Source organism: Desulfitibacter sp. BRH_c19, from assembly GCA_001515945.1.
Lineage (GTDB): Bacteria > Bacillota > DSM-16504 > Desulfitibacterales > Desulfitibacteraceae > Desulfitibacter.
This window is the reverse complement of record LOER01000023.1, coordinates 131,588-148,179: the sequence shown is the minus strand read 5'-3', so window position 1 is coordinate 148,179 and position 16,592 is coordinate 131,588. Positions and strand designations below refer to the sequence as shown.

The window sequence follows — 16,592 nt, the reverse complement described above, 5'->3', positions numbered from 1 at the left end:
CTGAAATTGAATGTTGCAGAAGCAATTCTAACCCAGCTAGCAAACTGGGGGGTGAGAAATATCTATGGAGTGGCAGGTGACCACATCTTTCAACTACTTCACCAGCTAAGTACTTGCCCCAAAATTAAGTTTTACTCAGTTTGTCATGAAGAAACGGCTGCACTTATGGCCTCTGCTCACGCAAAGCTTACTGGGCAGATTGGCGTTTGTCTAGCTACTGGTGGGCCTGGTGCTACACACCTTTTAAATGGTATTGCAGATGCTTATAAAGATCAAGTTCCTGTTTTAGCTATTACTGGAGACGAAGCTACAAAGGATTTAGGAACAGATCAGAAACAGGTTATAAATCAAAGCATGCTGTTTGCAGGTGTCACATGTTTTTCAGGGCAGGTAGTTAACCAGGAGGCAGCTGGAGAAGTATTAGTAAAGGCTTTGAGTCAAGCCATACAGAAATCTACGCCTACTCACATTAGTATCCCAAAGGACATATTGCAAAAAACCTATTCTGGAAAGCTGTTTCCAGAAGCCCCATTTATAAATACTAGGGCACAGTCAACAGATCAGGTTATTGGAGAGGCTGCAGCTAAGATAAATCAGTTTAAGAAACCAGCAATTTTAGCTGGTAAAGGTGCAGTAGGCCAGTCTGAAAAGGTCTTGGCTTTCGCAGAAAAATTAAGTGCTCCCATTATACTAACCTCTGTTGTAAAAGGAGAATTTCAATATGACCACTCTCTGGTCTTAGGTGGACTTGGAGACGGTGGAAGTGAAGCTGCAACCAATATACTTAACAAAGCTGATGTAGTTTTAGAAATTGGTGCGAACTGGTGGCCAGAAAGTTATTTAGCAGAAGGTATTACTATTATAAAGATTGATAGTAATCCTGCTACCTTGGCTGGTGGGCAACCAATTGCCTTTGGCCTTGTTGGTGATATTGCTACTATCCTTGATAAACTGATTCCACAAATAACAGCTAGTTCAGATGCTAATTGGATAAAAGAATATGAAAAAGAGCGAGATAGCTGGAATAAGAGGGTAGAAAAAGAATTATCTCAAGCTGGAAACCCTTGTTCCCCAGCCAGTATAATAGAAGCTATGAACAAAACTATTGCAGACAATGCAATTGTCACATTAGATGTAGGGGATCATTTTCTATGGTTTAATAGACTATTTAAAGGAAAAGGACAGTCAATTCTTCTTTCAGGCAAATGGCGTACTCTTGGTTTTGGATTGCCAGCAGCATTAGCTGCAAAGATAAATTCCCCTGATAGACCAGTTGTTGCTTTTGTAGGTGATGGCGGCTTAACGATGCTAATGGCTGATTTTTTAAGTGCAGTCAAACACGAGTTGCCAATTACAATTATTGTTGCAAACAACAAATATTATGCCATGGAAAAGAATAAGATGACGGCAGAAGGGTTGACACCCTTTGGAACAAAATTACATAACCCAGATTTTAAAATGTATGCAGAAAGCTGTGGAGGAATTGGATTTATAGTTGAAGAATCAAAAGACCTTGAAGCTACTCTTCAAAAAGCTTTTGAAAGTAATAAACCATGTATAGTGGATGTTTATACAGAGACCACTCCTCCTGCCACAGTTCATTAATAGAATAGTGTTAGGTAAAAGACAAGGGACTTTATTAAGTTTCTTGTCTTTTTACGTATAAAATTATTTAAAAATTTTACAATATATTACCACAATATACAGGAAAATAGGAAATAATAGAGAATTTATATATATTAATTATCTAAATTTGGGGTATTTAGGGGGCAAATGACTATATGAACAAAAGAGTACTATTTACTGGATTTGCTTTACTGATGATTTTAGTTTTTTTGCTTACTGGCTGCGGACAGGAAGAACTAGTTAGTGGTACTGAAGAGGATGAGATTGCTATTTTAACATTCAATTTAAATAGCCAGCCGGAAACCACAGATCCAGGAAGGGTTGCGGGACAGCCCGACATGACTTTGGTCAATGCAGTTATGGAGGGTCTAACAAGGTATAATACAGCAGGTGAACTTGAACCTGCCATGGCTAGTCATTGGGATATATCAGAGGACAACAAAACCTATACCTTCTATATTAGAGATGGTGCTAAATGGAGTAACGGTGAACCTGTAACAGCTCATGATTTTGAATATGCTTGGAAGAGAGTTCTGGCACCAGAATATGCTTCAAACTATGCTTATCAGTTATATTATATAGTCAATGCCTTTAACTATAACGATCAGGAGAATACAGATGTTTCAGATCCAGATTTAGTAGGAGTTACTGCCTTAGATGATCAAACTTTGGAAGTAGTACTCAATGCACCTACTCCTCAGTTTTTAGGGTTAACAGCTTTTCCTACTTACTTTCCAGTTCATAAGAATACTGTAGAAAATAACCCTGCTTGGAATCAAGATATTGAAACTTACATAAACAACGGCCCATTTAAAATAGATCAATGGCAAGAATATCAGCAGATAGAGTTAGTGGCTAATGATTTATATTGGGATAAGGATAGTGTTAAGCTAGATAAATTAGTGTTTACGCTAATTGAAGAGGAAAGTTCTAGCTTGACAATGTTTGAGACAGGAAATCTTGATGTAGTGTATAATATTCCATCCCAAGATTTAGATAGGTTAAAGAGTGATAATCTTGGCTTAAAGATTGGAGATGATTTATCTGTTTCTAAATACATATTCAACACAAATACTGTGCCATTGGATGATCCAAGAGTGAGACAAGCTTTAGCATTAGCTATTGAGAGACAGGAAATTGTTGACTATGTAACAAGGGCCGGTGAAAGACCAGCTTATGCTTATGTACCCTACGGTGTTCCAGATGTGAATCCATTAAAAGATTTTAGAGAAGTGGGAGGAGAATATTTCTCGGAAAATCTTGAAGAAGCTGAAAGGTTACTTTCTGAGGCAGGTTATCCTGATGGAACAGATTTTCCGGAGCTAGTTCTCTTAATAAATGATTCTGAAGATACTCTTAGGATAGCCCAGGTAGTTCAAGAGATGTGGCGAAGAAATCTTGGAATTTCAATAAGTATTCAATCACAAGAGTGGAGAGTATATATGCAATCAATATTTACTGGTGATTATCAAATTACCGCTGCATCTTGGTCAGCTGATTACATTGATGCAATGACCTTTTTGGACGTATATCTTACCGATGGAGGAAATAATTTAACTGGTTGGGGCAGCACGGAATATGATGAATTAATTGCTGAAGCAAATACCTCTGATGACCAGGAAATGCGTATACAGGCACTACATAAAGCAGAGGAAATTTTAATGGATGAAATGCCTATTATGCCAATTTTTTATGATACTAAACCTTATCTAATTAAGGACTATGTGAAGGATGCTGGTGTGCTAAGCTTTGGTCCGCAAATGGAATTTAAATGGGCTTATATTCAGAAATAAGCCTGGAGGGTATTCATGAGATATCTCATTAGGAAAGTGAGTTCTTCACTCATTACTCTTTTTGTAATTATTACACTTACCTTTATTTTAATACACTCTATTCCAGGGAGTCCTTTTGAGACTGGTAAGAGGCTTCCTGATGCAATTGCGCAGAATTTGAATTACAAGTATCAATTGGATGCGCCTTTAGGGGAACAATATTTAAACTATCTAAAGGGTTTATCAAAGGGAGACCTAGGATCATCAATAAAGCAAGAGAATAGAACTGTTAACAGCATAATAAGAGATGGTTTTCCCATTTCAGCACTACTAGGAATATCATCAATTCTAATAGCTCTTAGTTTTGGAATTATGCTTGGTTGCATCACAGCTATTTATAGAAATAAATGGTTGGACATGGGTGTGAGTTTGTTTACAACACTAGGAATTTCAATACCAGGCTTTGTTTTAGCTGGGCTATTGGTACAGATGTTTGCTGTTAAATTGCAATGGTTTCCACCTGCCCTTTGGCATGGTCCTATATCGATGATATTACCGGTTATTGCTTTATCATTATTACCAATGGCAATTATAACAAGATTAATTAAAGCAAGCCTATTTGATGTGTTAGGGCAAAATTATATGCAAACAGCTAGAGCAAAGGGCTTGCCCTATAGTAAAGTGGTCTTCAAGCATGGGCTGCGAAATAGTCTTTTCCCAGTACTAAGCTACTTGGGACCAGCGGTTGCTGCAATTGTAACAGGGAGTTTCATAATAGAGAGCATTTTTTCTATTCCAGGAATGGGAAAATGGTTTGTTATAAGCGTAATTAATAGGGACTATACAGTAGTTGTGGGATTAACTATTTTTTATAGTACATTGCTAATATGTATCAATATTATAGTTGACATAGCTTATGCAATTTTAGATCCCCGCGTTAAGGTCTGGGATAGGGGGATTATTAAGTGAAAATGGATAGAGTACTCCTTATCGCAGGATTAAGCATTATAGCATTGTTGCTGATAATGGCACTTATTGGGCCATATCTAAACTCTTGGACTTATTATGAACAGGTTTTACAAAGGGCAAACGAATCACCTAGTTCACAGTATTGGTTTGGAACAGATTCTCTTGGAAGAGATTTGTTTACCAGGGTATGGATTGGGCTACGTATATCATTTATGATAGGGATTATAGCAAGTATTATAAGTGTTGTTATTGGAACTATTTATGGTGCTATAGCGGGTTATTTTGGAGGCCTCCTTGATGAAATAATGATGAAATTGGTGGAGATTCTTTATTCAATACCATTTTTGGTATATGTAATTTTGTTATTACTAATTATGGAACCTGGAATTAAAACAATCATGGTAGCACTAGTGGTTGTGTGTTGGTTAGGTACAGCAAGAATTGTCAGGGGAGAAATTGTACGGCTCAAAGAAATGGACTTTATTTTAGCTGCCTATTCCATTGGCGCTAATTACTGGAGAATTATATTTTATCATCTAATTCCTAGTGCAATAGGTCCTATTATTGTTATGGTTACTGTGACCATACCTGAGATAATTCTTGCAGAAGCTGTATTGAGTTTTTTGGGGTTGGGAATCAGTACTCCCAAAGCAAGCCTAGGTTTTTTAATTAATGAAGGATTTCAAAGTATACGATCTTATCCATATCAATTGTTTTTTCCAGCAGTTCTTTTAACACTTTCTATGCTAGGCTTTAATATGCTTGCTGATGGATTACGCAGAATCTTGGATCCTTCTGTAAATAAATAGAAAAAATTTGTTTTTTAAGTTATTTTTAGCAGGAAAATGTTTACTTTTAGTCGAATGTGAGTTGTATGTGTTAGTGGGGAGGAAAAGATATGTCTACATCTGATGAAACAAGTAGTCACGCAGGACAAAGACAGATAGAAGATGTTATTAGAAGAATAAAAGGTGTAATCTCCTGTAATGTTGTTATTTCTAACGAAGATGGAAAGATACAGGAAGTGCATATATTATCAGAAAGTAACAGACAACCTAAGCAAATGGTAAGAGATATTGAATCAGCGGTAATGGCTGAGTTGAATATTCCCCTTGATCACAAAAAGATTAGTGTTGCGCAAATAAAACAAACTACACCAGTTTCTAAATATAGCCGATTGATAATTAATAGTGTGGATATTAATGGAAGTAAGAATTGGTTATCTTTCAAAGTATCTGTAAAACTAGGGGAATTTACTTTTGAAGGTCAGTCTGAAGGACCAAATTCAAAATCAAATAGATACAGAGTACTAGCAGGAGCAGCATGTCAGTCAATAGAGACAGTTTTAGAGCATAAACTTAGGTTTATAGTTGAGGAGGTTTCTTGGACAAACCTACCAAGCTGTGAAATTGGCACAGTTGTTCTGTCATGTGTATCAGAAAACAGCATTGAAAGAGTAGTAGGCTCCTGCCTATTTTCCACAGATAAAGACATAACAATTGTGAAAGCTGTTCTAGATGCACTAAATAGAAGGATAGATTTGATTATGTAGTTTTATAGGGGTCGTATGAGCGGAGCTAAATAGCGGAGCGGAAAAACCTTTACTGACTAGCGGAAACAGTAAGAGATCACCGTAAAAGGGGGTTTTTCCAAATGACAAAATTATTTAAAGTTTTAACTGCATTGACAGCATTGTTATTAGCTGGTGGTGCTACTTGGAGATGGTAAAACTTTGATTTAACGTACGACCCCTTATTACATATACAAATATAGAATTGGATGATAAATATGCAACACAAACTAAACAAAATGACCAAACTTTATATTTGTTTTACTCTAAGCATTTCTTTATTTTTTACTGTTCTTTCTATTAAAAATGTTTTCATTAGTGAGTCATTTTATACAAGCTCTGTCATGTTCTGTATCTTAATTGTATTATCTAACCTAATGCCAGTAAAGCTTCCTAGACGAGGTTCTGTAGCAATTACTTTTGCTATGCACTTAGCTGCAATTTTCAATTATGGTCCATTAATCTCCATTGTATCGGAAATCATATCAGCCTTTCTGATATACTTTAAGGAATCCAAAAAAAATAAGATAAAAGAAATATTCAATGCTAGCCAAGTTATCATTTCGATTTACTTTGCATCACTTTTTATCCAACCCTGGCAAGTAGCGGCAATGGATATGGATGCATTCCTAGTAGCAAATGCATTTTTAGTAAGTGTAGTATATTTTATTGTAAATACGATCCTAGTTACATTTGTTATAAGCTTTAGCGAAAAGTTAAACCCATGGAATATTTGGGTTACCAATTTTAAAATATTAACACCACATTATTTGGCATTAGCCCCTATGGGTTTTGTGGTAGCTGTAATCTATTATTATATTGGCCCTTTTGGCTTAATAATGTTCTTTTTACCCTTCCTTTTAGCACGTCACTCATTTAAATTATACATGGACATGCGTGATAATTACTTAAATACGATAGAAACTTTAATTAAGTCCATAGAAGCAAAGGATGAATATACTAAGGGTCACTCAGAAAGGGTTGCTACTTATAGTGTTGCCATTGGAAGACAAATGTCCTTAGATGCAGCAGACTTAGAACAACTAAACTACTTAGCACTACTTCATGACATAGGCAAGGTAGCTGTTAGTGATTCAGTATTAAATAAGGTTGACAAATTAACAAATGGGGAATTTGATTTAGTAAGACAACACCCACAGATTGGTGCAGATATTATTAAAGACATAAAACTGCTTACCGATGAAAAAAAGGTGGTATTGCATCATCATGAGAGGTTCGATGGTTACGGTTATCCTGATAAGTTAAAGGGTGAAGAAATACCCCTTATGGCAAGAATCATTGCAGTTGCAGATTGCTTTGATGCCATGACTAGTAACAGGGCATATAGAGATGCAACATCATATACAGTTGCTATTAGAGAAATAGTAGAATGCTCCGGCAAGCAATTTGACCCAAAGGTAGTGGAGGCATTTATAGAATGTTTTCCAGAGATATTTCCGGATATAAAGCTTGAATCTAAGAAGGAAAGCACATCTGCTCAAAAATTGCTAGCATACTAAGAGTTTTAAGGGTGAGGATATGTTTATAGAGACTCTCATATTTAGTATTATTGTTGGACTAATCCGAAAGGGTAATATAAAAAACTTTGCGCTAATTCATTTAAGGGGAATTAGCTTTTTATTTGTTGCCCTTTTTATACAAATAATACTTGATAGGTTTGGATTGGTGTTCTGGGATTGCTGGGGATTAGTTATTCATCTAGCTACTTATCTTATGCTCTTTTACTTCTTTTGGTTAAATAAGGGAAGGTTAAATATTCTTCTACCTTTTGGGACCTTTTTTAACTTTATTGTTATTCTGTTTAATAAAGGTGCAATGCCTGTTAAGACAACTTACATGCCTGAAGAAAGCATAGCGTTTCTTGCAGAACGTGTGACTCATACTATCATGACTGCCCAAACGAAGCTACTCTATCTTGGGGATATAATTTATATTAGCTGGCCTATTCAGCAAATGATTAGTATAGGAGATATCATTATGAACATTGGTATCTTTCTATTTATCCAAGGTATAATGTATAAAAATAGGAAAAAAACTGGTGCATAAGTGCCAGTTTTTTAATTAATCATGAACAATTATTATTACTATAATTATTTCTTATACCATATAAACAACTGTTATCCTACTTTAGGCTCTCTGGAACTTATAATGGTACTTAAGGTATTCTGGACTTTTAAGCTAGCCGAAGGAGGAATTTATATATGACACAGTTCAAAGATGATGAAATATTACGCCAAAAGATGCAAGATATTGTTGAGGAGTGCATGGGAGAATCTCCATCATTTTGCGTAGCTACATGTCCTTTACATATTGATGTTAAGGGGTATGTTGGCAAAATTGCAGATGGCGACTTCAGGGAAGCCCTAGCAATAATTCGCAAAGATTTGCCTTTCCCAGGTACATTGGGAAGAATATGTGCCCATCCTTGTGAAGAAAAATGCAAACAAAATGAAGAAGGGGAGCCCCTTGCTGTACAGCAGCTAAAAAGATTTGCAGCCAATTATGATAGTGAGTTTGAATGGGACATTAGTATTGAGGGAAATGAAAAGCCACAAAAAGTAGCTATTATTGGTGCGGGACCAGCGGGTGCTATGGCTGCATATATTTTGAGAAAAAAAGGATACGCAGTAACAATATTTGAAAGATTACCTGTTGTGGGGGGTATGATGAGAGTAGGTATTCCTGCCTATCGTCTTCCTCGAGAAGTTATAGACTTTGAATATAGTATTTTGCCATTAATGGGTGTAACTATTCATTTAAATACTGAAATAGGCAAAGACATTCAATTTGATGATTTATTAAATGATTATGATACAGTCTTTATTGCTGCGGGTGCTCACAAAAGTATAATGCTTGATGTCCCAGGAAAAGAACTAGAGGGGATAGAACCAGGAGTAGATTTTTTAAGAAATGTGAGTTTAGGCGAAGCACAGAAAGTAGGCAAAAAGGTTGTAGTAATTGGTGGAGGAAATGTTGCAATTGATGTAGCTAGAAGTGCTGTTCGAAAAGGTGCAGAAGAAGTAATCATGGTATGCCTTGAACAAAAGCATGAAATGCCAGCCCACTCCTGGGAGGTAGAGGAGGCAGAAGAGGAAGGAATTAAAATAATTGATGGGTATGGTATTAAGCAATTCTTGGGAGAAGGAAAAGTAGAGAAGATAGACCTAGTAAAATGTGTATCTTTATTTGATAGTGAAGGTAGTTTTAATCCTAAATATAGTGAGGAAGAAAATTTATTACTTGATACTGACATGGTGATATTGGCAATTGGTCAGGGTGTTGAAAGTAATTTTCTTAATGGACATTCAGACATATTAGCACCTAATGGAAAGATAAAGGTTGATCCAATAACATTACAGACTACCAACTTAAAGATATTCGCAGGGGGAGACATGGTTGGTAGACCTTTAATTGCCATAGAAGCAGTAGCTCATGGTAAGAAAGCAGCCATTTCCATTGACAAGTATTTTAAAGATGAAGATTTAACTATTGGTAGAGAGAAGGAAGGTACTTTTGAGACGACACTAGTTAGAGAAATAAAGGATGAAGAAAAGGGAACCATCCGTACTAAGGTTAAAAGAATACCTATTGAAAGGCGATTAACAACCTTTGACGAGGTTGAAGTTGGTTTTACAGAAAAGTGTGCTATTCATGAGGCAACAAGGTGTCTACAGTGTGAATGTAAGTTGTGCATGAAAGAATGTATTATGCTTAATGAATTTTGTGAATACCCAAAACAATTGATGGAGCAGACATTGGCAGCTTGTTGTATAGATCCATTAATTCCATACTCTTGCAATATGTGTAACCAGTGCACCATAAATTGTCCTAAGGAATATAAGTTTAGTGAAATATTTGCTCAAATGCGCAAGGATCTTGTAAAAGATGGGGAAGGTCCATTACCTCAGCATAAACCAATTTATATGCATCAAAAGCTAGGGTTCCACCCAATATTTAATATAGTTAAACCAGACCTTAAGGCAGGATATACGAAGAGGGCATTTATGCCTGGCTGTAGCTTACCTTCCTATTCGCCAAAATTAGTAGGAGAAATATTAAGATATTTGCAAAAAGAACTGCCTGGAACCGGTGCCGTCTTAAAGTGCTGTGGTAAACCTACAAAGGCCTTAGGACTAGAAAAGGAATTTAGAGAAAGATATTCCATGCTAGAAGATGCGTTTAAACAATTAGAAGTGGAAGAAATTATTGTAGCATGCCAGTCTTGTTACAGTATGATTACAAATATGAGTCCTCACTTAAAAGTTCGTTCACTATATGAGGTCTTGAGAGAGATAGGTATTCCTGAAGAGGCGAAAGGAATTGGTAAAGGAAAGGTTATGGCTCTTCATGACTCATGTGTTACGAGAGAAGCTGATGAAATTCATGATTCTGTGAGATTTTTAATGAGAGAAATGGGCTATAAAATTGAAGAATTGCCTCATAATAGACATAATACACGCTGTTGTGGTTTCGGGGGTATGGTTGTGCCTGCAAATCCCGATCTTGCCAAGAGGGTTATGAATCGCAGGGCTGCCGAGGCAAAATCAGAGCATATGGTTACTTATTGTGCAGCATGTAGGGAATCAATGACCTTGGGTGGCAAAAAATCACTTCACCTTATGGATTTAATGTTTGATAGGGATTGGGAAAAGATAGGGGTGCCAGGATTGCAAGGTCCTCTTAACAACTGGCTGAATCGATATAAATCTAAAAAAGAAATAAAGCAGTCTCACATATTTTGAATGTAGCTAACTTTTCTATCAATAAACATTCTTACCTCCTCCATATATAAGCAACAATTTAGAACCTGTCAGGAAAAAATATAGGAATCCAACAATGTTGGATTCCTATATTCCTTTTGCAGGAAAAACATGTGCTTGTGAGGAATAGTACTTTAAAGTATGTATTGCAGAAATGGGGGGTAAAATGCCTCAGATTGAAAGAAGTATAGTTCCTAGAAAAAAGAAAAAAGATCAAAAGCCTGTTTTCTTAATTGTCCTTTGCGTGGTTTTACTTTTGTTATATATAGTTGGATCTAATGAACAGACACTTGGTATTTATTTGACTTTTGGAATAGCATTCGGTTTCATACTTCAAAGAAGTAGGTTTTGTTTTGCTGCAGGATTTAGAGATCCAGTTATTGTTGGTAGTACTTCCATATTGCGAGCCATTGTTATTGCCATGGTAATTATGACAATAACTTTTTCTATTATTCAGTATCATTCATTGTTGCAGGGTATTCCTACAATACCTGGGCACATTTATTCTATTGGATTTCATACTGCATTGGGAGGATTTTTATTTGGCGTGGGTATGGTAATAGCAGGAGGCTGTGCAACTGGGACGTTAATGAGAATCGGAGAAGGATTTCTTATGCAGTGTATTGTATTAATAGGTTTCCTAATCGGCACATTATTAGGTGCTAGGCACTTTCCGTGGTGGGAGAAGAACTTTATCAATGAGGCGCCAAGTATTCATCTTCCTAGTTATTTTGGATGGCCTGGTTCAATTGGTCTACAAATAGGAGTACTAATGTTGCTGTTTTATTTGTTAAAAAGATATGAAGATAAACATAATATTATGTTGTAGTGGAGGAAAATTATGGCAGAAATAAGAATAGATTGTCTTTATGAAGCATGTCCAATTCCATTATTAAAGGCAATGAAGAAGCTTAAAAAAATAGCAGTTGGCGATGTTTTGATTATTGAGACCGACCACAGTTGTGCTATAAAAAACTTTACAGAGTGGACACAGAAGAATAATCTGCCATGTGAAATAGTTGAGGTTGATAATGGGGAGTGGGAAATCAGACTTATAAAGAGATAGGGAGTGGAAGGATGCTGGATAAGCTAATTAAAGAACCATGGACCTATTATACTGGAGCTGTATTGATTGCAATATTGAATACAATACTTTTTGTTGTGATAGGAAGACCATGGCAGATAACCTCGGGTTTTACAAATTGGGCTGCATGGATATGGAGATCATTGGGTGGAAAACCTGAACAATGGGAGTATTTTGCTACTAACCCAGTCAGAGCGGAAGCAATGACACAGGGATTTTTTACAAACACTCTTTCATTGATGGATTTTGGCCTAATCATTGGTGCATTGCTGGCTGTTCTGCTTGCTTCACAATTTAAGTTTAAAAAAGTAAAGTCCTACAAGCAGGTGATTGTAGCTCTTTTGGGTGGCATAATTATGGGGTATGGAACAAGAATATCGTCAGGGTGCAATATTGGAGCTTTTTTTAGTGCCATACCGTCCTTATCATTAAGTGGTTGGGTTTATGGGATTTTTGTTTTCTTAGGTGCCTGGCTTGGCAGTAAAATATTAATGAGGTTTTTGTTATAATTAACAAAAACCTCTTTTTTTTGACTTAACAAATTCTGCAAAATCTTTTTCAGGTCCTTTAAGATTATAGTCAGGAGAATGGACTAGAAAATAGTCAGCCTTAAAATCGATTCCACTAATTTCTACCTCTTTTAAAGTCCCTGTAGCAAGTTCTTTTTTGATTGCCAGCTTGGATAATATAGAAAATCCCTTTCCTGCTATTAAAGCAGATTTAATAGCCTCTGGAGAACTTATTTCCATAACGATATTAGCGTTACCTATATTGGCCTCAGCTTTTTCAAGTGCTTCAACTATTACAGCTTTAGTGCCAGAACCGGTTTCCCTTGTAATAAGGGGCACCTGTAAAAACTCATCAATAGATATTTCAGGTTTTTTGAAGCGCTTAGGGGAAACTACTAGTTTTAGATTATCACTTGTAACCTTTGTGAGCATTATGCCTTTGCTTTCTGGCTTTCCTTCAATAATCCCTATTCGCGTAGATCCATCTATTACTTTTTTTATCACACTACTTGAATTGGTAATATCCAATAAAATATTTACATTAGGATATTTTTCTCTAAAAGTATAAAGACTGCAAGGCAATGCGTATGAGCCAACAGTCGTACAGGAGCTTACCACAACTTCGGTTTGTTTATTTTTTATGCAGCCAAGTTGACGCTCTATGTTGTCTTGAATTGCTAGTAAAGATACAGCGTAATCATATACAACTTGGCCTTCTTCTGTTAATTTGACTCCCTTATTACTTCTGCTCAATAAATTCACATCTAGCTCTTTTTCAAGGGCCTGAACTTGTATACTTACACCAGGCTGAGACATGTGTAACAGCTTTGCTGCTTTAGAAATACTGTTACATCGGACAGTAATGTAAAACGTTTTAAGATACTCAAGATTCATAAAAAACCTCCAAACATTTGTATAAGAAAACATTATAAAGAATATAACAATAAATTATATAGCATAAAATACTATCATTATAAAATCTTATGCCGCCATAGTATAATCTTATTGTAAGTATTAGACATTGAGAATGAAAGTACCTTCACAAACTTTACAAAATTTATTTACTTTTTTTAAATCAAAGCTTGTGCAAAAAAGTATTTATTCTATGTGAGGTATCTGGGTTCTCAAGTACAAAACAAATCTATTGCAGGAGAGAGAGAGGAGAGGTTGGTTAATGTTTGTGAAAAAAAGATTAAATATTTTAGTAGTACTTCTTTTAGTTCTAAGTCTATTGGCTGTTGGTTGTGGCCAAAAACAAGCACCATCAGTAACAGTTGACGAACAAGAGTATGCAAGACCTGAGATGTTAGTTGATGTTGAGGAATTGAAGGAAATAGTTGACGATCCAAATGTTGCGATTTTAGACATTCGTGCTCAAGCTAAATACATACTCGGGCACATTCCAGGAGCAATTAATGTCTGGAGACCCGAATATGAAGCTCCAGAAGCAGATTACGGTTTTGGAGGTATGCTTTGTGATAAGGCACAATGGGAAGAATTAATGGGCAGTCTAGGTATTGATAATGACACCAGAGTAATTATTTATGATGATAAAGGTGTATATGATAGTGCAAGGGTTTGGTGGGCTTTGTTTGGCTACGGACATGAAAATATGCAGGTACTTAATGGCGGATGGGATGCTTGGGTCGCTACAGATGGAGATACATCACTTAAAGGTCCTAGTATTACTCCTACCACATATACTGCAAAGGACTTTGACATGGATATTTATGCCACTTTAGATGAAGTTAAAGATGCTGTTGATAGTGGTGACGTAGTGATTATAGACACTCGTGCAGAAGGAGAGTATACAGGGGAAGAACTTAAAAGCGGTGCCTTTAGACAGGGCAGATTGCCAGGAGTCGTATGGATTGAATGGAATCAGAATTTAAATGAAGATAAGACAGTTAAGAGTGCAGAAGAACTAAGAGAAATGTATAAAGAATTTGGTATTGAAGAGGACACAACTGTAATAACCTATTGCCAATCAGGTGTAAGATCTGCAGCGGCCTGGTTTAACTTAAGACTCATTGGATATGACAATGTTCAAAACTTCGATGGTTCCTGGATTGAGTGGAGCTATAATGAAGATCTACCAATTGAAACTGATCAATAAAATATGTTGTTAAAGAAGAAGGGGTAAGTCTACTCCTTCTTCTTTAAACAAATTAAGTGAACTCATTCAGCCAAAGCTGAACATCGGGGTATCAGATGGAGGCTCTACTCCACCTGATTTAGAGACCACTTATAGAAGTGGGGGCCTTAACCTATATAGAATATTTTGGATAAACAGTTAAAAATGGATGTCTAGAAAGAGGGGGATTTTATGGAAAAGGAAAAAAAATCAAAAAACAAGAAACAGGATAAGGTCAAACTACTTATAATTATGGGTATAATTGCGGCTGTTGTTATCCTAATGAAAGTCTTTGGAGTTTTTGATTATATCAGCATTGATAACATAACAAAGCTTACTGAGTGGATTAATAGCTTTGGTATGATTGGTCCACTAGTTTATATTGTATTATGGATTGCTGCATGTATCTTCTTTTTACCAGGACTGCCAGTTGCACTTTTAGGAGGTTTTGTCTTTGGCCCATGGTTTGGAATATTATATTCTTCTATAGGTTCGACTCTTGGAGCTACAGCAGCATTTTTAGTAGCTCGTTATGCAGCACGTTCCATGGTAGAGGGTTGGGTACAAGGAAATGAACAATTCAAGAAAATTGATGAAGGTGTAGAAAAGCAAGGATGGCGGATGCTTATGGTTACTCGACTAGTTCCTGTATTCCCATTTAACCTACAAAACTATGCCTATGGTTTAACTAAAATTAAATTTGCAACATATGTGCTTGTTTCTTGGATTTGTATGATTCCAGGAGCTGCCGCATTTTCATTCGCTGGAGGATCTGTAGTAAGTGGTCAAGGAAATCTAGGTAAAACTTTAATGTACTTAGGTGTAGCTGCAGTATTTTTTGTAATAATATCTTTAATACCAGGTTGGATACAAAAAAGACAAAAAATTGAGGGTGACAAAAAAGTTGCGTAAATTATTGTTTATCCTATTAATTTTAATAATTGTATTGCCTGTGGCAGGGTGTGGTAATGACAAGGGTGAGGTTCTAGAAGAAGACGTTTTAGAACAGGATTGGGATCTTATTGTTGCTTCTGCACAAGGTACAACTGTTAACTTTTATATGTGGGGTGGAGATGACAGAATTAATAGTTGGGTAGATAATTATGTTTCCCAGACCATGCAGGAAACATATAATATTACAGTTAATCGAGTCCCAATGGATGCTCCAGAGTTTATCAATAAACTTCTTGGAGAAAAGCAGGTTAACAGGCAAAAAGGCTCTATTGATTTACTTTGGATTAATGGAGAAAACTTTCGTACTGCTCGCCAGGCCGAGATGTTATGGGGACCATTTGCAGAAAAAATACCAAATTTCAATGAGTATGTAGATACGGATGCACTAGATATTGCGTTTGATTTTGGTTTTCCTGTTGAGGGATTTGAGGTTCCATATGGGAAAGCACAGTTCGCCTTTACTCATGATACTGCTAGAGTAAGTAATCCACCTAGATCAAGTTCAGAACTAATGGAGTGGGTAAAAGCTAATCCAGGAAGATTTACTTATCCTGAAATGCCTGATTTTACAGGTAGTGTTTTTATACGGCATTTAATGTATGAATTATGTGGAGGCTACGAAGCCTTTCCCTATGTTGAAGAAGTAAACATAGAGGACTTAAATGAACAGCTGCAACCACTTTGGGCATATTTAAATGATATTAAACCCTATCTTTGGAGACAAGGAGAGACCTATCCCTCCCAGATAGCTCAGCTTGATCAGCTCTTTACAGATGGAGAAGTAGACTTTACTATGACATATCATCCATCAAGATTTTCCGGTATGATAGACCAGGGACTAGTGCCTGATACAGTTCGTACTTTTGTATGGGACCAGGGTACGATTGGCAATACACATTTTTTAGCAATACCCTTTAACGCACCCAATAAGGGCGGTGCCATGGTATTAGCAAATTTCCTCATGAGCCCAGAGGCGCAAATATCTAAATATGATCCTACAAATTGGGGTGATATGATAGCTTTAGATATTAATAAGCTAGAGGAAAAGTATATACAAGAAATCGAAAGTACTGATCTAGGAATTGCAACTCTGTCAGCAGAAGAATTAGCTAATCATCGTTTACCTGAGATTGCGTCAGCCTACATTCAAGTTATAGAAGATCTTTGGAGAGATAATGTTATCAAGGAGTAAA

General features: G+C 36.3%; 15 protein-coding genes. 14 read left to right on the top strand and 1 reads right to left on the bottom strand.

Annotation, left to right across the window (positions count from 1 at the left end):
* The first annotated feature begins 6 nt into the window (after window positions 1-6).
* From APF76_13505 to APF76_13455, 11 genes are all read left to right on the top strand, one after another.
* The gene (locus tag APF76_13505) at window positions 7-1,605 is read left to right on the top strand and encodes a hypothetical protein (GenBank protein KUO51652.1); all 1,599 of its coding nucleotides are present in this window, start codon (window positions 7-9) and stop codon (window positions 1,603-1,605) included.
* A 176-nt stretch (window positions 1,606-1,781) separates the two neighbouring features.
* The gene (locus APF76_13500) at window positions 1,782-3,419 is read left to right on the top strand and encodes a hypothetical protein (GenBank protein ID KUO51651.1); all 1,638 of its coding nucleotides are present in this window, start codon (window positions 1,782-1,784) and stop codon (window positions 3,417-3,419) included.
* A gap of 15 nt (window positions 3,420-3,434) precedes the next feature.
* Window positions 3,435-4,367 (top strand): peptide ABC transporter permease, encoded by a 933-nt coding sequence (locus tag APF76_13495; GenBank protein ID KUO51650.1) that lies wholly within the window; start codon window positions 3,435-3,437, stop codon window positions 4,365-4,367.
* A gap of 2 nt (window positions 4,368-4,369) precedes the next feature.
* Entirely contained in the window at window positions 4,370-5,176 is an 807-nt protein-coding gene (locus APF76_13490) for a diguanylate cyclase (GenBank protein ID KUO51676.1), read from the top strand.
* Between the two features lie 89 nt (window positions 5,177-5,265).
* Complete coding sequence (locus APF76_13485; GenBank protein KUO51649.1) at window positions 5,266-5,919, top strand: hypothetical protein; 654 nt, start codon at window positions 5,266-5,268, stop codon at window positions 5,917-5,919.
* A gap of 236 nt (window positions 5,920-6,155) precedes the next feature.
* Window positions 6,156-7,457, top strand: a complete 1,302-nt coding sequence (locus APF76_13480) for a hypothetical protein (GenBank protein KUO51648.1) — start codon at window positions 6,156-6,158, stop codon at window positions 7,455-7,457.
* Between the two features lie 19 nt (window positions 7,458-7,476).
* Complete coding sequence (locus tag APF76_13475; protein ID KUO51647.1) at window positions 7,477-8,004, top strand: hypothetical protein; 528 nt, start codon at window positions 7,477-7,479, stop codon at window positions 8,002-8,004.
* Between the two features lie 155 nt (window positions 8,005-8,159).
* Window positions 8,160-10,700 (top strand): pyridine nucleotide-disulfide oxidoreductase, encoded by a 2,541-nt coding sequence (locus APF76_13470; protein KUO51646.1) that lies wholly within the window; start codon window positions 8,160-8,162, stop codon window positions 10,698-10,700.
* Window positions 10,701-11,013: 313 nt separating this feature from the next.
* Window positions 11,014-11,547, top strand: coding sequence for a transporter (locus APF76_13465; protein ID KUO51675.1), 534 nt, complete (start codon window positions 11,014-11,016; stop codon window positions 11,545-11,547).
* A 12-nt stretch (window positions 11,548-11,559) separates the two neighbouring features.
* Window positions 11,560-11,784 (top strand): response regulator SirA, encoded by a 225-nt coding sequence (locus APF76_13460; GenBank protein ID KUO51645.1) that lies wholly within the window; start codon window positions 11,560-11,562, stop codon window positions 11,782-11,784.
* A gap of 11 nt (window positions 11,785-11,795) precedes the next feature.
* Complete coding sequence (locus APF76_13455) at window positions 11,796-12,311, top strand: YeeE/YedE family protein (protein KUO51644.1); 516 nt, start codon at window positions 11,796-11,798, stop codon at window positions 12,309-12,311.
* Here the strand turns inward: APF76_13455 and APF76_13450 are convergent, their stop codons facing one another.
* Window positions 12,312-13,205, bottom strand: coding sequence for a LysR family transcriptional regulator (locus APF76_13450; protein KUO51643.1), 894 nt, complete (start codon window positions 13,203-13,205; stop codon window positions 12,312-12,314).
* Between the two features lie 280 nt (window positions 13,206-13,485).
* Here APF76_13450 and APF76_13445 point away from each other — a divergent pair, with 280 nt between their 5' ends.
* The 3 genes from APF76_13445 to APF76_13435 all read left to right on the top strand — a co-directional run bounded on the left by APF76_13445 (window position 13,486) and on the right by APF76_13435 (window position 16,591).
* Window positions 13,486-14,427, top strand: a complete 942-nt coding sequence (locus APF76_13445; GenBank protein ID KUO51642.1) for a hypothetical protein — start codon at window positions 13,486-13,488, stop codon at window positions 14,425-14,427.
* Window positions 14,428-14,637: 210 nt separating this feature from the next.
* Complete coding sequence (locus tag APF76_13440) at window positions 14,638-15,357, top strand: hypothetical protein (protein KUO51641.1); 720 nt, start codon at window positions 14,638-14,640, stop codon at window positions 15,355-15,357.
* Entirely contained in the window at window positions 15,350-16,591 is a 1,242-nt protein-coding gene (locus tag APF76_13435; protein ID KUO51640.1) for an ABC transporter substrate-binding protein, read from the top strand. The genes APF76_13440 and APF76_13435 overlap by 8 nt, the downstream gene beginning before the upstream one ends.
* The last annotated feature ends 1 nt before the right edge of the window (window position 16,592 follow it).